Source organism: Kineosphaera limosa NBRC 100340, from assembly GCF_000298215.1.
In the GTDB taxonomy this organism is placed as follows: Bacteria; Actinomycetota; Actinomycetes; order Actinomycetales; family Dermatophilaceae; genus Kineosphaera; species Kineosphaera limosa.
Map to the genome: position 1 here is coordinate 75,776 of NZ_BAHD01000015.1, position 20,172 is coordinate 95,947.

At 71.5% G+C, this 20,172-nt stretch carries 24 protein-coding genes; 15 read left to right on the forward strand and 9 right to left on the reverse strand.

The features are described from left to right. Positions 1–51 precede the first annotated feature (51 nt). Both KILIM_RS05015 and KILIM_RS05020 read right to left on the reverse strand, forming a co-directional pair. Positions 52–837: an IclR family transcriptional regulator gene (locus KILIM_RS05015; protein ID WP_006591550.1), complete on the reverse strand. Its 786-nt coding sequence runs from the start codon at positions 835–837 to the stop codon at positions 52–54. Between the two features lie 96 nt (positions 838–933). Further along, on the reverse strand, positions 934–2,208 hold the full coding sequence (locus KILIM_RS05020) for an aromatic ring-hydroxylating oxygenase subunit alpha (RefSeq protein ID WP_006591551.1): 1,275 nt from the start codon (positions 2,206–2,208) through the stop codon (positions 934–936). A gap of 201 nt (positions 2,209–2,409) precedes the next feature. Here KILIM_RS05020 and KILIM_RS05025 point away from each other — a divergent pair, with 201 nt between their 5' ends. Further along, positions 2,410–3,516, forward strand: coding sequence for an FAD-binding oxidoreductase (locus KILIM_RS05025; protein ID WP_006591552.1), 1,107 nt, complete (start codon positions 2,410–2,412; stop codon positions 3,514–3,516). Positions 3,517–3,619: 103 nt separating this feature from the next. Here KILIM_RS05025 and KILIM_RS05030 read toward each other — a convergent pair whose 3' ends face one another. Beyond that, the gene (locus KILIM_RS05030) at positions 3,620–4,177 is read right to left on the reverse strand and encodes an HdeD family acid-resistance protein (protein ID WP_006591553.1); all 558 of its coding nucleotides are present in this window, start codon (positions 4,175–4,177) and stop codon (positions 3,620–3,622) included. A 192-nt stretch (positions 4,178–4,369) separates the two neighbouring features. Here KILIM_RS05030 and KILIM_RS05035 point away from each other — a divergent pair, with 192 nt between their 5' ends. Then, entirely contained in the window at positions 4,370–4,750 is a 381-nt protein-coding gene (locus KILIM_RS05035) for a hypothetical protein (RefSeq protein ID WP_006591554.1), read from the forward strand. Positions 4,751–4,759: 9 nt separating this feature from the next. On the opposite strand, the gene KILIM_RS05040 is transcribed toward KILIM_RS05035, so the two are convergent. Both KILIM_RS05040 and KILIM_RS24600 read right to left on the reverse strand, forming a co-directional pair. Next, positions 4,760–5,233, reverse strand: coding sequence for an aldo/keto reductase (locus tag KILIM_RS05040; RefSeq protein ID WP_006591555.1), 474 nt, complete (start codon positions 5,231–5,233; stop codon positions 4,760–4,762). Continuing rightward, positions 5,196–5,441 (reverse strand): aldo/keto reductase, encoded by a 246-nt coding sequence (locus KILIM_RS24600; protein ID WP_217997053.1) that lies wholly within the window; start codon positions 5,439–5,441, stop codon positions 5,196–5,198. The genes KILIM_RS05040 and KILIM_RS24600 overlap by 38 nt, the downstream gene beginning before the upstream one ends. 70 nt (positions 5,442–5,511) lie before the next feature. Between KILIM_RS24600 and KILIM_RS05045 the strand changes: the two genes are divergently transcribed. The 7 genes from KILIM_RS05045 (at position 5,512) to KILIM_RS05070 (ending at position 9,661) form a co-directional block, all read left to right on the forward strand. Further along, positions 5,512–6,114: an HAD family hydrolase gene (locus tag KILIM_RS05045; protein ID WP_006591557.1), complete on the forward strand. Its 603-nt coding sequence runs from the start codon at positions 5,512–5,514 to the stop codon at positions 6,112–6,114. Between the two features lie 10 nt (positions 6,115–6,124). After that, entirely contained in the window at positions 6,125–6,964 is an 840-nt protein-coding gene (locus tag KILIM_RS22080) for a PaaX family transcriptional regulator C-terminal domain-containing protein (protein ID WP_006591558.1), read from the forward strand. A gap of 65 nt (positions 6,965–7,029) precedes the next feature. Further along, positions 7,030–7,206 (forward strand): hypothetical protein, encoded by a 177-nt coding sequence (locus KILIM_RS23880; protein WP_006591559.1) that lies wholly within the window; start codon positions 7,030–7,032, stop codon positions 7,204–7,206. Then, the gene (locus tag KILIM_RS05055) at positions 7,203–7,415 is read left to right on the forward strand and encodes a hypothetical protein (RefSeq protein WP_006591560.1); all 213 of its coding nucleotides are present in this window, start codon (positions 7,203–7,205) and stop codon (positions 7,413–7,415) included. Before KILIM_RS23880 ends, KILIM_RS05055 begins: the two co-directional genes overlap by 4 nt. A 44-nt stretch (positions 7,416–7,459) precedes the next feature. Continuing rightward, complete coding sequence (locus KILIM_RS05060; RefSeq protein ID WP_051988643.1) at positions 7,460–9,055, forward strand: molybdopterin-dependent oxidoreductase; 1,596 nt, start codon at positions 7,460–7,462, stop codon at positions 9,053–9,055. Positions 9,056–9,182: 127 nt separating this feature from the next. Next, on the forward strand, positions 9,183–9,449 hold the full coding sequence (locus KILIM_RS05065; protein ID WP_006591562.1) for a PAS domain-containing protein: 267 nt from the start codon (positions 9,183–9,185) through the stop codon (positions 9,447–9,449). Next, positions 9,446–9,661 carry a hypervirulence associated TUDOR domain-containing protein gene (locus KILIM_RS05070; RefSeq protein WP_006591563.1) on the forward strand — a complete coding sequence of 72 codons (216 nt, stop codon included), beginning with the start codon at positions 9,446–9,448 and terminating at the stop codon, positions 9,659–9,661. Before KILIM_RS05065 ends, KILIM_RS05070 begins: the two co-directional genes overlap by 4 nt. Positions 9,662–9,771: 110 nt before the next feature. Here KILIM_RS05070 and KILIM_RS05075 read toward each other — a convergent pair whose 3' ends face one another. Further along, the gene (locus KILIM_RS05075; RefSeq protein WP_006591564.1) at positions 9,772–10,266 is read right to left on the reverse strand and encodes a hypothetical protein; all 495 of its coding nucleotides are present in this window, start codon (positions 10,264–10,266) and stop codon (positions 9,772–9,774) included. A 375-nt stretch (positions 10,267–10,641) separates the two neighbouring features. Beyond that, entirely contained in the window at positions 10,642–11,772 is a 1,131-nt protein-coding gene (locus KILIM_RS22085) for a hypothetical protein (RefSeq protein WP_006591565.1), read from the reverse strand. Positions 11,773–11,962: 190 nt separating this feature from the next. Between KILIM_RS22085 and KILIM_RS05085 the strand changes: the two genes are divergently transcribed. Together KILIM_RS05085 and KILIM_RS05090 are read left to right on the forward strand one after the other, a co-directional pair. Next, on the forward strand, positions 11,963–12,988 hold the full coding sequence (locus KILIM_RS05085; protein WP_006591566.1) for an alpha/beta hydrolase: 1,026 nt from the start codon (positions 11,963–11,965) through the stop codon (positions 12,986–12,988). 110 nt (positions 12,989–13,098) lie between these two features. Further along, on the forward strand, positions 13,099–15,384 hold the full coding sequence (locus tag KILIM_RS05090) for a glycoside hydrolase family 3 N-terminal domain-containing protein (RefSeq protein ID WP_006591567.1): 2,286 nt from the start codon (positions 13,099–13,101) through the stop codon (positions 15,382–15,384). 16 nt (positions 15,385–15,400) lie between these two features. On the opposite strand, the gene KILIM_RS23115 is transcribed toward KILIM_RS05090, so the two are convergent. Beyond that, positions 15,401–15,742: a mycothiol transferase gene (locus KILIM_RS23115; RefSeq protein ID WP_083875917.1), complete on the reverse strand. Its 342-nt coding sequence runs from the start codon at positions 15,740–15,742 to the stop codon at positions 15,401–15,403. Here KILIM_RS23115 and KILIM_RS05100 point away from each other — a divergent pair. Continuing rightward, the gene (locus tag KILIM_RS05100) at positions 15,645–15,902 is read left to right on the forward strand and encodes a VOC family protein (protein WP_006591569.1); all 258 of its coding nucleotides are present in this window, start codon (positions 15,645–15,647) and stop codon (positions 15,900–15,902) included. The genes KILIM_RS23115 and KILIM_RS05100 overlap by 98 nt on opposite strands. A gap of 349 nt (positions 15,903–16,251) precedes the next feature. On the opposite strand, the gene KILIM_RS05105 is transcribed toward KILIM_RS05100, so the two are convergent. Continuing rightward, positions 16,252–17,136 carry a LysR family transcriptional regulator ArgP gene (locus KILIM_RS05105; protein ID WP_040562263.1) on the reverse strand — a complete coding sequence of 295 codons (885 nt, stop codon included), beginning with the start codon at positions 17,134–17,136 and terminating at the stop codon, positions 16,252–16,254. A gap of 61 nt (positions 17,137–17,197) precedes the next feature. On the opposite strand from KILIM_RS05105, the gene KILIM_RS05110 reads away from it, so the two are divergent. From KILIM_RS05110 to KILIM_RS05120, 3 genes are all read left to right on the forward strand, one after another. Then, positions 17,198–17,812 (forward strand): LysE/ArgO family amino acid transporter, encoded by a 615-nt coding sequence (locus KILIM_RS05110; RefSeq protein WP_006591571.1) that lies wholly within the window; start codon positions 17,198–17,200, stop codon positions 17,810–17,812. 443 nt (positions 17,813–18,255) lie between these two features. Then, a complete protein-coding gene (locus KILIM_RS05115; RefSeq protein ID WP_006591572.1) occupies positions 18,256–19,614 on the forward strand; it encodes a TIGR01777 family oxidoreductase in 1,359 nt (452 codons plus the stop codon). Beyond that, entirely contained in the window at positions 19,611–20,006 is a 396-nt protein-coding gene (locus KILIM_RS05120) for a VOC family protein (protein ID WP_006591573.1), read from the forward strand. The genes KILIM_RS05115 and KILIM_RS05120 overlap by 4 nt, the downstream gene beginning before the upstream one ends. Positions 20,007–20,172 lie beyond the last annotated feature (166 nt).

Sequence of the window (20,172 nt, forward strand, 5' to 3'; positions counted from 1 at the left end):
GAGCTGCCCGCCCCATGGGGTGCGCCGCCCAGAGCGGGGTGAGGGTCGATGTCAGGTCGAGCCGCGCAGGACCCGCTCGATGGTGCGCGCCGCGGCGAGGAGATGCGTCACGGCCTCGCGCCCCCGCAGGCGATCGAGGCGTTGTGTCGGTCCGGCGACACAAAGGACGCCGAGCAAGTCGCCGCCCCCGCCGCTGATGCCGACGCACACGCCGGTCAGCCCCTCTTCCTCCTCGTCGCTCGCCACGGCATAGCCGAGCTCGCGCACGCTCTCCAGCTCACTGTCGAGAGTGTCGAGGTCGGTGATCGTCGCGCTCGTGAAGCGGATGAGGGTTTCGGGGAGGTGAGCGCGCCGGTCGGCCGGGTCCATCGTCGCGAGCAGCACCTTGCCGCTCGCGCTCGCATGGAGCGGGAACCGTCGCCCCAACCACGAACCCGGCCGCAATTGGTGGGGCGCGTCGACCTGCTCGACGAGGTCGAGCGCGCCGTCCGGGCCGACGACGCTGAGCGTCACCGTCTCCCGGATCGTCTCGACGAGCTCGGCGATGATCGGCCGGCACACGTCCTGCAGCAGCACCTGCTCGTCGGAGCCGCGGGCGAGCCGGAAGATCTCCGGTCCGAGCAGCACCCGCTCGTCGCCGGGGTTGCGCAGGACGAAGCCCTCGTGCTCGAGGGTCCGGATGAGCCGCAATGCCGTCGCACGAGGGATGCCGCAGGCGCGTGCGAGTGACGAGACGTTGGCGTCGGGGTCGTCGGCGGTCGCGCGCAGCAGGGCGAGCGCCTTGACGACGGACTGGTTGAGTCCCGCTCCGGGGTCGACGGCGGGAGAGCGAGGCATGCGGTCACGATATCGACCGCTCGCCGGCGAGCCGCCCGCCGCGGTGGGCAGGCGGCCCGTCGAGGACGCGGCGACGGCGGTGCTCGACGGCACCATCTAGCGGCTCAGCCAGGCCGTCAGCCGGTTGACGTACCAGCCGACGAACGCCTCGACATCCCCCTCGACCTCCGAATACGGGCCGGGCACATAGGCCGGGTCGAGGACGCCGCGCTGGGTGCGGGCGACGAACACGCTGTCCTGTGTGTTCGTCGCGTTCCACACGTGGGTCAGGCTCGCCAGGTCGTAGTCGACGCCCTCGACCGCGTCGGCCTCCACGAGCCAGGTCGTGCGCAGCCGGGAGTGCGTCGCGTCCAGCGGCAGCACGGAGAAGACGACCGCGTGGTCGGAGAGCAGGTGGAACCACGAGTTCGGCTGCAGGTGCAGGTGCAGGTCGCCGAACCGGTCGTCGGCGATGACGCCGAGCCGGCGTCGGCACACGACCTCCCCGCCGGCGCTGTACGAGCTGCCCGCCCCATCGAGGGGCGCGTGGTCGAGCATGAAGCCGGTCGGCCGGTTCTCCAGCTCGCGCATCCGCTCCCGAGGGAATCCCTGGCGGGCGCAGGATGCCGTGAGGTCGGCCCGCGCTTGCTCGTAGCGCGCCCACACCGGGCGCAGCCGCGGCGGGCAGTCGTCGGCCGTGTACCCGTGCAAGGGGAAGTAGGCCGTGAGCAGCTCGGGGTGCCCGTCGCAGTGGTAGCACTCGCGGTTGTTCTCCATGACGAGCTTCCAGTTGCCCTCTTCGACGATGTCGACCTGGTGTGCGACCTTCGTGCGGGTCAACTCGTACGGCGCGAGGTAGGGCAGCACCCGGTCCATCACGGCGTCGAAGTCGCTCGGCGGCTCGGTGGCCAGGCAGATGAAGATGAGGCCGGCGACGGCGCGCACGTGGACCGGGCGCAGGCTCAGGGCGCTGCGATCGAGCGTCGGCGGCTGGTTGTCGGCGTGCAAGAGCCGACCGTCGGTGCCATAGGTCCAGTGGTGGTAGGGGCAGACGAGGTTGCCGACGCTGCCGCACGGGTCGTCGAGCAGCCGGGAGCCGCGGTGGCGGCACACGTTGTGGAAGGCGCGCACCCCCTCGTCGTCGTCTCGCATGACGATGACCGAGGAGCGGTCGAGCTCGACCGTCACGTAGTCGCCCGGTTCGGGCAGTTCGGCCTCGGTCGCGACGAAGAGCCAGTGCGCCTCGAAGATGCCGCGCACGTCGAGGTCGAAGATCTGCGGGTCCGAGTAGAAGGGCGCCTCGAGGCTGTAACCGGGGCGGTGGCGCGCGAGGAGTTCCGCGGTGGTGGCCGATGCGGCGTCGGTGGCGGGGCGGGTCAGTTCGATCGTCATGGGAACTCCTCGGGCGGGTGGGGGACGTCGCGACCCCATGCTGTTCACTGAGCGGATGGCCCCGTTCACTTCTGATTGTGACCGTCGTGCGGGCGGCCGTCAAGGGGTGGTCGAACCTTGTCAGGGCAGGACAGTCGGCTCTACGCTGCTGTAAATGGTCACCACTGTTCATTGAATGAACACGTTCAAGGAAGGGCGCCGATGCAGATCGACGTGTGGGGAGAGGACGAGGGCGCCTTGCTCGTCTGCCGCGAGATCCAGGACGTCACGGCGGACGTCAAGACGTTCCTCTTCGAGCCCACGAGTCCGAGCATCTTCCAGCACGAGCCGGGGCAGTTCGTCACGCTGCAGCTGGACATCGACGGGCAGCCGGTGAGCCGCTGCTACACCATCTCGTCGCCGCCGACGCGGCCCTACCTGCTCGGCATCACGGTCAAGCGGCAGCCGGACGGGCTGGTCTCGAACTGGCTGCACGACACGCTCGGCCCCGGCGACCTGATCCGCGTCGACGGGCCGTTCGGGTCGTTCACGCCGGGCCGTTCCGTCGCCTCGTCCTACCTCTTTCTCTCGGCGGGTAGCGGGGCGACGCCCCTGGCGTCGATGACCCGCACCGCGTTCGACCTGAGCAGCGGCGGCGACATCGTCTACGTCCACAGCGCCCGTACGCCGGCCGACATCCTCTTCCGCCGCGAACTCGAACACCTGACGAACCTTGCGCCGAGGATCAGCGTCCACCACGTGTGTGAGGGTGATGCGCCGGGCGAACGCTGGAACGGGCTGCGCGGTCGGTTGACCCCCGAGATGCTCCGGCTCGTGGTTCCTGACCTGCACCTGCGCGAGGTCTACTGCTGCGGGCCGGCGCCCTACATGGCTGGCGTCCGAGCGATGCTGGCGGACCTCGGCTTCGACATGAGCGGCTACCACGAGGAGTCGTTCTCCTTCGAGAAGCTGCCGGTCGACGAGGTCGTCGCCGTCCTCGACGCCCAGGGTGAGCCGGCGGAACCCGATGCGGCCCCTGCGGCCTTGGTCGACGCGCCCGCCGCGCCCACCTACTCGATCGAGTTCGCCCGCAGCGGGCGCATCTTCACGTGCCGCGCCGACGAGAAGATCCTCGACGCGGCCTACGTGGCCGGGCTGGCCCCCGCGTCATCGTGCGGCCAGGGCCTGTGTGGCACCTGCAAATCCACGATGGTCTCGGGTTCCGTCGACATGCAGCATCAGGGCGGCATCCGCCCCCGCGAGATCGCGCAGAACAAGGTGCTCATCTGCTGCTCCACGCCGACGAGCGACGTCGTGATCGACGCCTGAGCCCGGCACGGCCCGGTGCGGAATGCTCGAAGGAGTGAGAGTCCTCGTCGCCCGACGATCCGGAGCTACCTCACCGGCCGTCTGCTGCGGGTGTCTGTGCTGGTCAGCTTGCGGCGGCGTCGACCTGACCGGCGGAGTTGGACTCGCGCCGGAGGACGAAGCCGCTGATGAGGAGGGTGATGCCCCACGCGACGGCGAAGAAGCCGAGCCACAGGGCGAACGTCAGCGCTCCGGCGCCGGGGTTCGCGGCGAGGACCCCGCCGGCGATGAGCCACAGGACGCCGCCGATGATGAGCCACCACTTCGCGCCGCCAGGGGTGCGGAATCCGGCGATGAGCTCCATCACCCCGCGGACGATGAGCCAGATGCCGAGGACCCACGTGAGCGCGACCGCGCTCGAGACCGGCTGGAAGATCGCCAGGAGCCCGGCGATGACGCCGAGGACGCCGGTGATGAGCAGGAAGGCGCGGCTGCCCGCCATCTCCTTGCGGAACGCCCCGACGAGGGCGAGCACACCGTCGATGAGGGCGTACCAGCCCCACATGAGGATGAGGACGAAGGCGGTCGCGAACGGCCAGACCATCGCCACGATGCCGAAGACGATGGTCACCCCGCCCATGATCATGAGCCAGGTGGACGATCGCTGAGCCAGCGCATTCATGAGGTCACTCCTAAGTGAGGTAGGGGGGCCGGCCTCCCGGCGACCAGCACTTTATCGGCTGGCGACCTCCCGACGGGGTCACGTGCACCGCCGCCGGAATCACTTCGGCGACCCGCAGGTGTACGCGAATTCGATTGCGGTCGTGAAGGCCCGAGGGGTGCGCCGGTCGGTCGGGCGAGGGATCATCGGCGCATGAGAGTCCTTGTCGTCGATGGGGCCAACGTCGTCGGGTCGGTGCCCGACGGGTGGTGGCGTGACCGTGCGGGCGCGGCGGCGCGGCTGCACGCGGGGTTACTCGACCGTAGGGCCCGGGGTGACCTGCCGTTCGACGAAGTGGTCCTCGTGTTGGAAGGCAAGGCGTGCGCTGGGGTGTCGACCGGCACCGGTGACGGCGTCACCACAGTGCATGCCCCCGGCGAGGGAGACGACGAGATCGTCGCCCAGGCCATCGCCCGTGCCGAGGCCGACGATGAGGTGTCGGTGGCAACCGCCGATCGCGGCCTCATCGCCCGGCTGCCCGCGGGCGTCACGACAACGAGCCCCCGCCTGGTGCGCGGTGGGCGTACTGGCTAACCGGGGCCGTCAGTTCGCGGAGCGCGATCCGATGATCGAACGCGCCACGCGCGGTACCGACCGCCAGCCACTCAGCGGCTGGTAGGCGTCGGAGGCGCGGGACAGAGCGTCGATCTCGTCGTCGGCGAGCGTGAGGTCGGCAGCGGCGACGTTGCTCTTCAGCTGCGCGACGCTCGACGCGCCGGGAACCGCCGCCACTTGGGGATTGCGAATGACCCAGGCCAGCGCCACCTGCGCGGGCGTCGCGTCGTGCGCGTCGGCCACCTCGCGGAGCACGGCGAACAGCGGTTGGGCCGCGTCGAGGTTCTCGGGCAAGAAGTGCGGGTTCGCGGCGCGGACCCCGGTGACTCGGTCGGTGGAGGTGTGTCGAGCCGACAGCAGGCCCTGCGCCAGCGGCGAGTACGCGATGACCAGGCGCCGCTCGAGCTGCGCAAACGGCAGCAGCTCACGCTCGGGCTTGCGGTGCACGAGGCTGTACTGCACCTGGTTCGACAGGACGGCCGAGGATCCGCTCGCTGCGGCCGTTGCCGTAGAGCTCGGCGGTGTCGAACAGCGTGACCCCCAACTCCAGGGCGCGCGCGACGATCGCGGCGGCCTCCCGCTCGTCGTAACCGGGCCCGTAGCCCCACTCCCGGGAGCCGAACTGCCACGTGCCCAGCCCGATCTGGGAGACGGGGGCGACGGTATCCACGGCGGCATGACGCATATCCCCATCACACGCCACCGCAGACCACAGGGCAACTCAGGGGGAGGATGGGCCCATGACCGTCTTGCTCTTCGACCTCTACGGGGTGCTGCTTCGCACGCAGGATGCCGATGGCCTGGCCCGCATCGAGCAGGCCACGGGGCACTCCGGTGAGGAGTTCTGGGCGGCCTACTGGGGGTGTCGCCACGGTTACGACGCAGGCACCATGTCCGCTCACGAGTACTGGGCCGCGGTCGGCGACCAGCTCGGTGCACCGATCCGCGACGTCGAGCAGGCCCACGAGCAAGACCTGCGCAGCTGGATGGGCAGCGACCCGGAGATGATCGCGTACGTGACGGGCCTCATCGGCGACGGCGTCAGGGTGGCGCTTCTGTCAAACATTCCTGTGGAATTGGCCGAACGCGTGCTCGTCTCCTTCGACTGGCTCGCGCGATTCGAGCCGCTGATCCTCTCCGGTCGCACCGGCCTCGCCAAGCCAGATCCCCGCCTGTTCGAGCGCGCCGTCGAGGCGACCGGCGTCGCGGCCGGCGACATCCTGTTCATCGACGACCGGCTCGAGAACGTCGAGGCCGCGCAGTCCGTCGGCCTGCAGGGCCACGTCTTCATCGGCATCGACGACCTGCGCCCGGTGATCGAGCGCGCGCTGGGCCGCGACTGAGCGTGCATCGATGCGCGGCGAGGCAGGTCCAGGCAGCTACAAGGCGGCGTACGCGAGGGCGCCGTTCGTGTTCGCCATTGCCAAGGCGACGGCCCTGCCGGGGCCGATCCTCGTCGGTCTCATGTCGGACCTGGCCGGTAGTCCGTCGTCGAACAAGGCTCTCCTGCATCGGATGACAGCCGGTGGCGCCTTGGAGTTGTCGCGGGCCGGGCGGGTCGGCATCTACCGCATGGCGGGTCGCCTGTTCGTCGGTTTCGCCGCTGTGCGCGGCGACGGATCCCTGCGCGCCGAGGCCTGGGACGGACGCTTCCACAGCCTCATCTACGACATCCCCGAATCGCGGCGGCGTGAGCGGGACCGTTTTCTCATGGCCGCCCACCAGGTCGGCTACCGCACGCTGCGGCCGGGCCTGCTTATCAGCCCCACCGACGAGCATCGGGCCTTGGCGGGCCTGGCCGACCTGGGCGTCCTCGAGGCGTGGGTCACCTTCTCGGAGCATGAGATTGGTGACATCGTCACGCGAGCCTGGCGCCTGGCCGAGTTCCGCCACGAATACGAGCTCGCGATCGCCCGGCTGGAGACGATGCTCGCCGCAGACCTCGAAGGCCTTGACGGGGTGGCGGCGATGCAGGCGATGTTCGAGTCCGAGGGCCTGCGCACTGGGCTGCTGCTGCGCGACGGCGCGTTGCCGCCGGACTTGACGCCCCCGGACTGGCCCGCCGCGCGCCTCCTCGCCCTCGTGCAGGAGGCGGAGCGCAGGCTCGACGGGGCGGCCGTCGCCTACGTCGAGCGGAGGATCGCGGCCAGCCCGCACGCGCACCTCGTCGAAGCCGATCTTTCCTGGCCCTAATGATGTGCCCGGGCCGCGAATCGTGCTTGGATATGCATCATTAGCCCCGGGGGTGGGAGGCCCACATGAGTGTTTCGACAGGTGCCCTGATCGTCGGCGCCTTAGGTCTCATCTACGGCCTGTCGGCGACCCGCTGGTCGGGTGAGCGCGGCCAGCGCTTCGCGGTCATCGGCGCCTTCGGCCTCCTGGCCGCGGCCATCGTGCTCATCGTCATCCCGTGGGCGATGGGGAGGCCGTGGTGAGCGCGCGCGAGTCCGGCGGCATCACCTCGTCGCGCGGCGCCCAGATCACCGGCCTGCTCGCCGTCATCTACGGCCTCGGCTTCGCGTTCCTGCCCGAGGACTCATCGATCATGCAGATCTGGCTCGTCGTCGGTGCCGTGATCGTCGGCGTCCTCTTCGTCGTCTACCTCCTCATCCCGTTCCTCCGCTCACTCGGCGCCCGCCGCTAGCGACGCTGGCAGAACCCTCAGCGAGTAGGCGTACCGTCACGAGGATGGTGGGTGACGGGCGTCCGGCGGGGCAGGGCGACGGTGCTGCGGGTCCCGCGTTCGGCATCGCTGCCGGGCTGGGCTCCGGGGCGCTGACGGTCGGCGTTGCGGAACTCCTCGCGGGTCTCATGCAGCGCGTCGGCGGGGCCGGCGGCACTCCGTCTCCGGTCGACGCGGTCGGCGGGGCGTTCATCGACCGCACCCCGCCGTGGCTCAAGGACTCGGCTGTCGGGCTCTTCGGTACCAACGACAAGGTGGCCCTGTACGTCGGGATCGCCATCGTCCTCGTGTTGCTGAGCTGTCTTGTCGGGCTGCTCGCGGTGCGGCGGTTCGTCGCCGGCGCCGCGCTGCTCGTTCTCCTCGTCGTTGTCGCCGCGGCCGCGGTGCTTTCGCGCCCGCAGGCCACGCCGACCGACCTCCTCCCGCTGCTGCTTGGCGCCGTCGTCGGTCTGGGCAGTTTGTGGTTCTTGACCGGAACGCGAGGGCCAGCCGGGCCGGAGGATGAGGCCCGCCCAAGCGATGCGGCGACAGCGGGTGGGGTGTCACGCCGCGTCCTGATGGGTGCAGGCGGCGCGGCGGTGCTGGTGGGGGTCGTCGGCGTCGCGGTGGGCCGGGTCGTGGCTGGTGGCGCACGCGGGGCGGCGTTGGCGCGATCGGTCTTCGTGCTTCCGAAGGTCGCCCACCCCGTAGCCGTCCCCGCTGGGGCAGACCTGGGCATCTCGGGGGTCACTCCGTTCATCGTGCCCAACGCCGACTTCTACCGGATCGACACGGCGCTCGTCGTGCCGCGTATCGACCCGGCGAGTTGGAGCCTGCGGGTCACCGGGATGGTCGATCGCGAGGTGAGGATCGACTGGGCCACGCTGCTGACCAAACCGATGCAGGAGGCGATGGTCACGCTCATGTGCGTCTCGAACGAGGTCGGTGGCACCCTCAACGGCAACGCGATCTGGACCGGCTGGCCCGTCCGCGAACTGCTGCGCGAGGCCGGGGTGCAGCCCGGCGCCGACATGGTGCTGTCCCGCAGCATCGACGGATTCACCGCAGGGACACCGCTCGAGACGCTCACCGACGACCGCAATTCGCTCATCGCGATCGCGCAGAACGGCGAGCCGCTCCTGCCCGAGCACGGCTTTCCGGTGCGGCTCGTGGTCCCCGGACTGTACGGCTACGTCAGCGCGACGAAGTGGTTGGCTGAACTCAAGGTGACGACGTTCGCCCAGGACCAGGGGTACTGGACCCCGCGCGGCTGGTCGGCGCTCGGCCCTGTGAAGACGCAGTCCCGGATCGACGTGCCGCGTGACCGCGCGAGCGTGTTCGCCGGCACGGTCGCGGTCGCCGGTGTCGCGTGGGCCCAGCATCGCGGCATCACCGGCGTGCAGGTGCAAGTCGACGCAGGGGACTGGCGCGACGCGCGCCTCGGGACCGACGCGACGATCGACGCGTGGCGCCAGTGGGTCTACGAATGGCCCGCCACGCCGGGCACCCACACGATCGCCGTGCGCGCCGTCGACGCCACCGGCCCGGAGACGGCCACCCAGGCGCCACCGGCCCCGAACGGTGCCAGCGGTCACCACACGATCACGGTGACCGTCGCGTAGGGGTACCGCGTCGGTCCGAGGCCACCTATGGTCGGCAGACGGGAGCCGTCGGCCGCCGGATCCTCCCCTCCAGGAGCCCGTCGCCCGGCGCAGGGTGGCACCCGGTGCGACACGAGGAGGCAGAGACATGGAGGACGGGCTCGCCGAGCGGGTCGTGGCGGATCTCGCCGAGCGCGTGATCTTCGCGGATCGCGGCGGCGTCATCCGCGTGTGGAACGCGAGCGCCACGGCGAACTTCGGCTACACCGCCGACGAGGCGATCGGGCAGAGTCTCGACCTCATCATCCCCGAGCGCCTGCGCGAGCCGCACTGGCGCGGCTACGACGCCGCCATCGAGCGCCGCCTCGCCGAGGTGGCCGAACGACAAGCACGCGCACAGAAGGGCACCTCATGAGCAGGCGATTCCGCGTCGGCGACCACGTCACCTGGAACTCCGAGGCCGGCCACGTCTCGGGGCACATCACGCAGGTCCACACGTCCGACTTCGACTACAAGGGCTACACCCACCGGGCCTCCGCCGACGACCCGCAGTACGAGATCAAGAGCGACACGACCGACCACATCGCCGCGCACAAGGGGTCGGCGCTCAGCCTCGTCGAGGACTAGCGCCCGCGGCGCCTCCTGTTGAGCGCTTGCGCTCATTCAGAGGTGGCGGATGTGACGCCTTTGAACGAGCGCAAAGGGGGCCGCCCGCACCGGCGCGGCCAGCTCCCCGGTCAGCGCAGGCGCAGGTCCATGACGTCGTAGGGGCCGGCCGGCATCTGGGTGCCGGGCGGCGCCTGGTCGAGGGCTTCGGACGGGATGACGTGGCGCATGACGAGGACGGTCTCCTGCGGTGAGGTGAGGTCGAGACGGATCTGCCAGCCCCAGTTGCCCGAGTAGAGCGCGGACAGCTCCAGCGCCGAGCCGTCGAGGGCGCCGGTCAGGTGCAGCGGCGCCGGCTTCTGGTGCCAGCTGTCGAGCCACGTCGCCTCGACGGTGTCGGCGCCCTCCTGCGGTGACCCCACGAGCAGCACGCCGTCCTGGAGGCCGTCGTCGGGGTGCGTCCACGTGTAGGTCAGCGTGAGCGCGAACCCACCGGCCGGCGCCTCGACGGTGGCGGAGGCTTCGCCGAAGGCCATCTCGTCGTCCGGCATGAGCCGGAAGCCGCCCTCGCCGCCGCGCGCCTGGCCCGCGGCCGCTCCCACGATCTCGCCCCATGGACCTGTCATCTCGACCTCCGCTGTCGTCTTCGTTTGCCTGTCGTCTGCGTTCGTCGACGACAGCCTGCCAGGCGACGAGCCGCAGCCCGGCCCCTGGACCGACCGCATCCTGGACTACGCCGATCGAGGTCGGCTGCCTTGCTGCTGCTGCGGCGTAAGTGGACCGGTTCGGCAGAGGTGAGCGCCGGGCGCAGGCGACCTCCGATTCGGCGATGACAGGCACTCTTAGGGCCTGGCTGCGCGCGGCCGGACACACCCACCACGAATACGTCGGCGTCGCCGAAGAGGTCGGCGACGAGGTCACCTCGGTGCGGCCGGTCCAGCTCTGCTGTGGACCGTCGTGGGGCTCCCGGCCCGGCTCAGGTCCCTCTGCTGGGGGAGCGGTCAGTGCGGGGCGTCCTCGTGGAGCAGTCCGGAGATGCGCCACAGGGCCCACGCCGCCGCGGCCCGCTCGCGACCCGCCGGGCTCGTCACCGCATAGCCGAGTTCGCTTGCGAGCCATTCGAGTCGGGCGCTCAGGCTGGAGTGGTGGAGGTGCAGGCGCCCCGCCGCCTGGCGCAGGCTCGCCTCGATCGTCACGGCCCGCAGCGTCGCCGGGACCCAGGGGCGCCGGGCGCGTAGGGCCTCGAGGAGCACGATCTCCGGAGCTGTCCGCGCGGCCTGCGAGTCGACCGCCTCGGCGAACGTCGCCAACGCCCCAAGCGCCTCGAAGGTTACGTGCGTCGGGCCGCCGCACGCCGGGGCGACCGCGAGATCGAGCGCCCGCCGCGCCCGGCGGATGCCGCCCGGGACGTCGCCGTCGTCGACGACGCACAACCCGACGCGCGCGTTCGCCGGGGCGACCGACACAGCCGAGGCCGCGGCGGTCAGCCGGCCCGAGCTCGAGCCCGAACTCGAGCCGGAGTCGGAGCTGGAACTGGCGCCGGGGCGGGAGCGGGAGCCTGTGTCGGAGTGAGCGAGCACGATCCATTGATCGTCGAGAAGGCACCGCGCCGGCGGGACGGGCACGACGGAGGCGCTCGTCACGGCGACGAGGATCCGGCCCGTGAGCCCGAGGCTCAGGAGGGCGTCGGCGCGTTCGCGGTCGGTCACTTCCGGCTCGCAGGCGATCCGCGCGAGCTCATGCGGCGAGGCGGCCCGCCCGCCGCGCGGCATCTTCGCGCGCAGGGCCTGGGCGCAGCGCTCGACGATGAGCTGGTCGAGGGGGCCGTCGTCGTCGGTCGGCTCGAGCCACACCGACGACGTACCCGACCGGTCGAGGAGGACGCGCGGCCAGGCCGCTTCGAGGGACGGCGCCGGCTCGAGAAGGGTGCGGCCCGCCGGGTCCATCCGCGTCGTGCGATCGCCGGCCCCGTCGCGCCAGCCTGCGATGCTCCCGGAGAGGGCCGCGGCCGCGCGTACGATCGCGGCCGTCGAGGCACCGTGTTCGACGAGGGCGTCGAAGTGGGAGATGACCCGCAGGGCCGATGCCGCGTCGCCGTCGGTCACCGTCATCCGCACGATGAGTTCCCGCATCTGTGTGCCTTCCGTCCCCGCAGGTGCGCCGTCGCAGCCTTGCGCAGGCAAGGGTAGGCCGGTCCGCCATCTGGCGGGTAGGCGTGAGTCGGTGCCGCCACGCGGCGGCTCCCGCGGCGTCGCCCCCGGGCCCTGACTCGGGGCAGGCCGCTGCCGACGCGGCCGTCGCACCGACGCGAGGAGTACCCCGATGACGACCGAACCGACGACCGAACCGACCATCGACCCGACCGGCACCACATCGGCGCCGACGATCGCCCCGCCTTTCGATCCCGAGCTCGCCGGCGCGCTCGAGGCGATCCTGGAGTTCTTGCCACGGATGAGTGACGAGGCGCTCCCTGCGCTGCGTGCCTTCTCCACCGACGGGATGCCGGGCGTCGAGCCGTTCGACCTCACGGCGGGTGGCGCCGTGACGGTGCAGGAGTTGAGCGTGCCGGGCCCGGAGGGCGCCCCCGACCTCACGCTGCTCGTCCTCAAGCCGAGCACGGGCACGGGGCCGTGGCCGTGCATCTACGCGACGCACGGCGGCGGAATGATCATGGGCGACCGCCGGATGGAGGTGCCGAACTTCCTGCCCGTCGTCGCCGAAGGCCTCGCCGTCCTCGTGTCCGTCGAATACCGGCTCGCCCCCGAGCACCCCGACCCGGCGCCGATCGAGGACTGCTACGCCGGGCTCGTCTGGGTGGCTCGGAACGCGGCGAGCCTGTCGATCGACCCCGACCGCCTCCTCGTCGGCGGCACGAGCGCCGGCGGCGGACTGGCCGCGGGCTTGGCCCTCATGGCCCGCGACCGCGGCTTCCCGACGGTGACCCACCAGATCCTCACGTGTCCGATGCTCGACGACCGCTTCGAGACGCGCAGCAGCCGGATGCTCGACGGGCAGGGGGTGTGGGACCGCAACGACAACACCTACGGCTGGACCGCCCTCTTGGGCGATCGTCGTGGCGGTTCCGACGTCTCGATCTACGCCGCCCCCGCGCGCGCCACGGACCTGAGCGGCCTGCCGACGACCTACCTCGACTGCGGCAGCTCCGAGACGTTCCGCGACGAGATCCTCGACTACGCCGGGCGTCTGTCCGAGGCGGGTGTCACCGTCGATCTGCACATGTGGGGCGGTGCCTTCCACGGATTCGACGCCATGGCCCCGTACGCCGGAATCTCGCAGGCCTCGCAGGCGGTGCGCCAGGAGTTCATCCGCCGGGCGCTCGCGGGCTGATCGCGAGCCCTCCGGTCCAGCGGTCTGGTCCGGCCGACGGTCTGCGGCCCGAAGGCGCCGGCCTGCGCGAGGATAGGCCCACACCCCACCTATCGCAGGGAGCTGGACCGTTGACCCAGGCATACCGTGACCCGTCGCTGTCGGTGCAGGAGCGGGTCGCGGACCTGCTCGGGCGGCTGACTCTGGAGGAGAAGGCGGGCCAGCTCACGCAGTACTTCTACTTCGGGGCCTTCGCCCAGTCGATGGAGGACGCGACCGATCTCGGCGCCCAGGCGATCGACAAGGAGACCTTCCTCGAGCAGCCGAAGGCGGTCGAGGCGGCCCTGGCCACGGGCGGCGCCGGGTCGCTCCTCTTCGTCAAGGACCCGGTCAATACGAACCGGCTGCAGCGCCTCGCGATCGAGGGCAACCGCCACGGCATCCCCGTGATCTTCGGCTTCGACGTGATCCACGGGCTGCGCACGATCCTGCCCGTCCCGATCGCGCTCGCGGCGTCGTGGGATCCCGACACGATCGAGCGGGGCCAGGCCGTCGCGGCGCGGGAGGCGCGGGCGGTCGGCATCCACTGGACGTTCGCGCCGATGGTCGACATCGCCCAGGATCCCCGGTGGGGTCGCATCATCGAGGGCGCGGGGGAGGACCCGGTGCTCGGCGCGGCCGTCGCTGCGGCGCAGGTCCGCGGTTTCCAGGGCGCGCAGCTCGGCGACGATCCCGACAGGGTCGTCGCCGGCCCGAAGCACATGGCGGGCTACGGCGCCTCCCGCGGCGGCCGCGACTACGACGACTCCGACATCTCCGACGCCGACCTGTGGAACGTCTACCTCTCGCCGTTCCGGGCCGCGGTCGAGGCAGGCGCGGGCAACATCATGGGCGCCTACATGGAGCTCAACGGTGTGCCGGCCTCGGGCAACCGCTGGCTGCTCACCGACGTGCTGCGCGGCGAGTTCGGCTTCGACGGGTGGGTCGTCAGCGACGCGAACGCGGTGAAGTCGATGGTCGTCCAGCACTTCTGCCGCGACCTCACCGACGCCGGGGCCCGCGCCGTCCACGCCGGGCTCGACATGGAGATGGCGATGGACGACCCCGCCTACGGTCATCTGCCGGAGGCGGTGGCGCAGGGGCTCGTCACCGAGGCGGAGGTCGACGAGGCGGTGCGGCGCATGCTCACCGCGAAGTTCCGGCTCGGCCTCTTCGAGAACCCGTACGTCGACGAGGCCGCCTGCGCGGGGGTGCTCGACGCGCCGGAGCACCGCGAGGTCGCCCGGGTCGCCGCCGAACGCTGCGCGGTGCTCCTGAAGAACGACGGCATCCTTCCCCTGGATGCCGGTCAGGGGTCGATCGCGGTCATCGGCGCGCTCGCGGACTCCCAGCGAGACACGTTGGGGCCGTGGATCTTCGAGCACGACGTCGAGGAGACGGTGACGATCCTGGCGGGCATCCGCGAGCGCGTCGGCGAGGGCGTCACGGTCGACTACGCGCCGGGGGTGTGGGCCCCGGAGCGGGTCTTCGCCTCGATGTTCGACGCGATGGACGCCACGACGCGTCCCGCGCCGACCGACATCGACGAGCAGGGCGAGTTCGACCGGGCCGTCGCGGTCGCCGCCGCGGCCGATGTCGCGGTGGTCGTCGTCGGGCAGCCGCAGAACCAGATCGGCGAGGCCGCGTCGACGTCGCACCTGCGGCTCCCGGGGCGGCAGCTCGAGCTGCTGCAGGCGGTCCACGCGACGGGCACCCCCGTCGTCGTGCTCGTGATGTCGGGGCGTCCGCTCGACCTGCGCTGGGCTGCCGAGCACGCGCCGGGGATCCTGCAGGTCTGGTACCCGGGGAGCCAGGGTGGCGCCGCGGTGGCGTCGCTGCTCTTCGGGGACGTGTCCCCGGCCGGACGGCTCCCGTTCACGTGGCCCCGGACGGGCGGCCAGGTGCCGCTCGTCTACAACCACCACCGCACCTTCCAGCCCGAGAACCAGGACAAGCGCTACTGGGACGAGGAGTCCACCCCGCTCTACCCGTTCGGGCACGGGCTCACCTATTCGACGGTCGAGTACTCGGAGCTCACCGTCGACCGCCGGCAGCTCGCCGTCGGCGACACTGCCACCGTCTCGGTGACGGTCCGCAACGCCGGCGACCGCGACGTCGACGAGGTCGTGCAGCTCTACACCCACCAGCGCTACGGCACGTCGGCCCGGCCGATCCGCGAGCTCAAGGGCTTCGCGCGGGTCGCCCTGCCGGCGGGGGCGTCGCAGACGGTGAGGTTCGAGCTCGGGCCCGACCAGCTGCGCTACTGGAGCGCCGTGCCGCGCGACTGGGTGCAGGACGCGACGGTGCTCGACATCTGGGTCGGCGGCAGCTCTGCCGCCGACCTGCACACGGAGCTCGAGGTCGTCTCACAGCACTAGGTACGTCTGTTGGGTGTCAGCCCATCGTGTGCTGACCGTCGATCGCCTCGCGGATGATGTCGGCGTGGCCGGCGTGCTGGCTGATCTCGGCGAGGATGTGGAGCGCGACGTGGCGAACCGACCAGCGCGCGCCCTCCTCGAACCACGGCGCCACCGGCAGTTCGTGTGTCAGATCGAGGTCGGCCGTCTCGAGCTGCGCCTGAGTCCGGGCGCCGACCGCCCGCAGTCGGGCCCGCAACGTCTCGAGGGTGTCCTCGTCGGTGACGGTGAACCGGTCGTCCTCCCACTCGCTGCCGGAGTCCGGGGCCCACGTCCAGCTCGTGACGGGGGACGCGACCGCGCCGGAGGATTCGGCGATCTCCGTGCACGCCGACGACGTCGACGCGGCGTACGCGCAGGCGCAGCGGCTCGGCTATGAGATCGTCCATCCGCTCACCGACGAGCCGTGGGGCGTGCGGCGGTTCTTCGTCCGCGCGCCGGACGGGACAGTCGTCAACGTCGTACGTCACCGCGACTGAACGCTGGGCAGGGCACGGCAGACGCCGCATCAGCGGACGAGCCGCCAAGGGGTGCGTGCCGTAATGCCGATCGGGGTGCCGTCGTGCGGAGTCCAGTGCACGCCGAGTTCATCGATCGTCGCGGGACCCGCAATCTCGGGTGCTGTGGCGAACGTAGTACGTCATCGCCGAGCCGTCGCGGCGACAGGTCGCTGACCTGCGGTGACGCAGGAGTGAGCACGGCCAGAAATCGATCATGTACTACGTTCGCCACCAAGCCAGCGCAGGACGCGGGCCCGCCCGCGCGGGCACCCGAGCGCATGCCTGTCAGTGGACTCCCCAGCAGGGCCTGACCCGACGCAGCGTGGCCTCAGGCGCGCCGGGCCGGCCGCAGACCGCGACGCGCCGCTCGGTGCACCGACTCGGTGAGGCGCACGGTCGCCGTCGACCCGAGTCGCCAGCTCTGCCAGGCGAGGTGGACGTCGACGTGGTCGCGGGCGCCGAGTCGCACGAGCGCGCCGGTCTGCAGGCTGTCGCCGAGCTGCGGCTCGGAGACGACGCCCCAGCCGAGGCCGGTGAGTACACCCGCGAGGTAGCCCTGGTTGGAGGGAATCACGTGCTCGACCTCGACCTCCCGCACTCCGTGGCGTTCCAGCAGCCGGTGCTGCAGGTCGTCGGCGGCGCTGAACCGCATCATCGGCATCCGCTGCCAGTCGACCCCGTTGCTTGTGCGATACGCGTCGGCCAGGGCCGGTGTGCAGACGGGCAGGTAGCGCAGGGTGCCCAGCGGTTCGATGGTGCAGCCGGGCACGACGACCGGGTCGGAGGTGACGGCGCCGACGGCCTGCCCGGTGCGCAGGTGCTCGGTGCCGTGGTCCTCGATCTCGATGAGGAGCTCGAGCGCGCAGTCGTCCCAGCCTGCGGCGTCGGATAGGACTGGCAGGAACCAGGTGGCGAGGGAGTCCGCGTTGACGACGACCGGCAGTCGGCGCCGCTGCCCGCCGGCCGGAGTGAGCTCGGTGAGCACGTCGGCCTGGAGCTCGGCCATCTGCCGCGCCAGGCGCAGCAGTATCTGCCCGTCGGGGGTGGCGCGGCAGGGCATCGCGCGGACGACGAGCACGCGGCCCCAGTGCAGTTCGAGCGCCTTGATGCGTTGGCTGACCGCCGAGGGGGTGACGTGCAGCGCCCGCGCAGCGGCCTCGAAGGACCCGCCGTCGACGACCGCGACGAGCGCCGCGAGCTGATCCGGGTTTATGAAGCGATGCTAATGGACCCCTAGAATCATTCGCTGGTCTAATGAGGGGGGCCTCCGTAGCGTGAGGGCTGTGCTCACCTACGCGGCCTCCGTCATCACCGGCTTCCTTACCGGCGCCTCGCTGATCATCGCTATCGGCGCGCAGAACGCCTTCGTCCTGCGCCAGGGGCTGCGTCGCGAGCACGTCGGCATCGTCATAGCGATCTGTGCGATCAGCGACGCCGTGCTCATCGCGGTCGGCGTGGCGGGCATCGGCTTCGTCAGCCGCCTGCACCCCGCGGCCCTCGACGTGCTGCGCTACGGCGGCGCCGCCTATCTCGTGTGGTTCGGCCTGCGCAGTCTGCGCAACGCCCGCCACTCCCAGGGCCTGCGGGCTGGAGGCGGTGCGGCGGCCGGGTCGGTCGCGCTCACCGCCGTCGCGCTCACGTGGCTCAACCCGCACGTCTACCTCGACACGGTCCTGATGCTCGGCAGCATCGCCAACCAGCACGGCAACGTGGGGCGCTGGTGGTTCGCCGCCGGAGCCATGGTCGCGAGCCTCGTGTGGTTCAGCGGCCTCGGCCTCGGCGCCCGGGCCCTCGCGCCGAAGCTCTCGCACCCGCGCACCTGGCAGATCATCGACGTCGTCGTCGGCGTCACGATGCTCGTCATTGCCGGGCTCCTCGTCTTCAGCTGAGCTGTCGCGCTAGCCGCGGCCTGGGGTGCTAGGTAGCGCGCGCAACATGCTGCCCGGCGCACCTGGCAGCGCAGGCTCGGCGCCGGGTGGGCGCGGGTCTCGGCCTGGGGTGCTAGGTGGCGCGCGCAACATGCTGCCCGGCGCACCTGGCAGCGCAGGCTCGGCGCCGGGTGGGCGTGGGTCGCGGCCTGGGGGTGCTAGGCAGAGCGCGCAACATGCTGCCCGGCTCGCCTAGCGGCGCGGGGCAGGCGCCGGGCGGGCGCGGGCCTCGGCCTGGAGCGCTAGGCAGCGCGAGCAACATCCTGCCCGGCGCGCCTAGCGCACCATCGGCATCGGCAGCGGCATCGGCATCGGCATCGGCATCGGGCGGCGGCGAGGCAGACCTGCGAGGATTCGGGAGTATCCGTCCCTTCATCGATGCGGACGGCGACCGGAGGTGACCCATGGCCATCGAATCCGCCACCGTGCTCGACGCTCCCATCGAGGACGTCTTCGCCTGGCACGAGCGGCCGGGCGCGATCCGGCGGCTACTCGCCCCGTGGGCGCCGATGGACGTCGCGCAGGAGTCCCGCTCGCTGGCCGACGGCGTCGCCGAGCTGAAACTGGCCCGGGCCGTGCCGTGGACGAGCCGGCACGTCGCCGCCGACTACAACCCGCCCTACCGCTTCGTCGACGACGGCGAGGTTCCACTGTTGGGCCAGCGGATGCCGTGGCGGCACGTGCATGACTTCGAGCGGGTCCCCGCCAGCGCCGGCCAGGGGGAGCGGACCCGCGTCATCGACCGCATCGAGACGCCCGTGCCCGGCTCTGCGCTGCGCCAGATGGTCGCCTACCGACATCGCCAACTGCACGGGGACTTCGCCGTGCACGCCGACATGCGTGAGTTGGCGCCCGACCCGCTGACCATCGGCATCACGGGCGCCTCCGGGCTCGTCGGCACCGCCCTTGCCGCGCTGCTGAGCACCGGCGGCCACCGCGTCGTGCGCCTCGTCCGCTCGTCGCCGCGCAGCAGCGATGAGCGACAGTGGAACCCGGCCGATCCGGCTCCGGACCTGCTGGCGGGCCTCGACGCCGTCGTGCACCTCGCCGGAGCGCCCATCGCCGGACGCTTCACCGACAAACATCGCGCGGCCGTGCGGGACTCGCGGGTCGGCCCGACCGCGCGACTGGCCCGGGTCGCCGGCGGGATGCCGTTCATCAGCGCCTCGGCGATCGGCTTCTACGGCGCCGACCGGGGCGACGAGCAACTCGACGAGTTCGCCAGCCGCGGAGACGGATTCCTCGCCGACGTCGTCGAGGCCTGGGAGGCCGACGCCCGCCAGGCCGCCGGCCGCAACGTCAGCGTGCGCACCGGCATCGTGCAGTCCGCGCGCGGCGGGGCGATGGCGCTGCAACGCCCGCTGTTCGCGGCGGGGCTCGGCGGCCCGATGGCCGGCGGCGAGCAGTGGCTCTCGTGGATCGCCCTCGACGACCTCATCGACATCTTCTACCGCGCGATCGTCGACGACCGGATCGAGGGACCCGTCAACGCCGTCGCCCCCCACCCGGAACGCCAGCGCGACTGGGCCCGCACGATGGGGCGCGTCATGCGCCGGCCGGCGATCCTGCCGACGCCGGAGTTCGGCCCGAAGCTCATCCTCGGCGACGAAGGCGTCCGCGAGGTCGCCGCCGCCAGCCAACGCGTCGTCCCCGCCCGACTGCAGGAGATCGGCCACCTCTTCCGCTTCCCCCACCTCGAGGCCGCCCTGCGCCACGAACTCGGCCACACCACCGACTCGACCGTCACGCGCGCGACGTCATGAACCCGGCGCCGCAGCAGAGGCCTGGGACCCGGCTGTCCGCGACGGTGCTGGGTGCCCGGGACCCGCGGGCTTTGGGCGCCTTCTACGCTCGCCTGTTGGGGTGGCGGGTCATTGAGGATCAGCCCGGCTGGGTGATGGTGCGCCCGGAGGGCGGAGGAGCTGGCCTGTCCTTCCAGCACGAGCCGGAACTCGTCCCGCCGACGTGGCCTGCGCAGCCCGGTCAGCAGCAGGTGCACGCGCATCTGGACATCGCCGTGGCCGACCTGGACCACGGCGTCGCCTGGGCCGTGGCCGTCGGCGCCCGAGAGGCGGACTACCAGCCGCAGCAGAATGTGCGGGTCATGGTGGATCCCGAGGGGCACCTCTTCGACGTGTTCGTCGGGCCGGTCTGACCGGGCTGTCCCCTGGCCGGTAGCCCTCGGTGACGGGCGCTCTCGGTCATGCCGTCGCCAGGGAATGTGCCGTAATGAGAATCCCGCGCTTGGAATGGCTCCGGGCTGGGCGGGGCTGCTCGACTCGCGCCCCGCGGACCTCACGCCTATGCTCGATCACACAGAA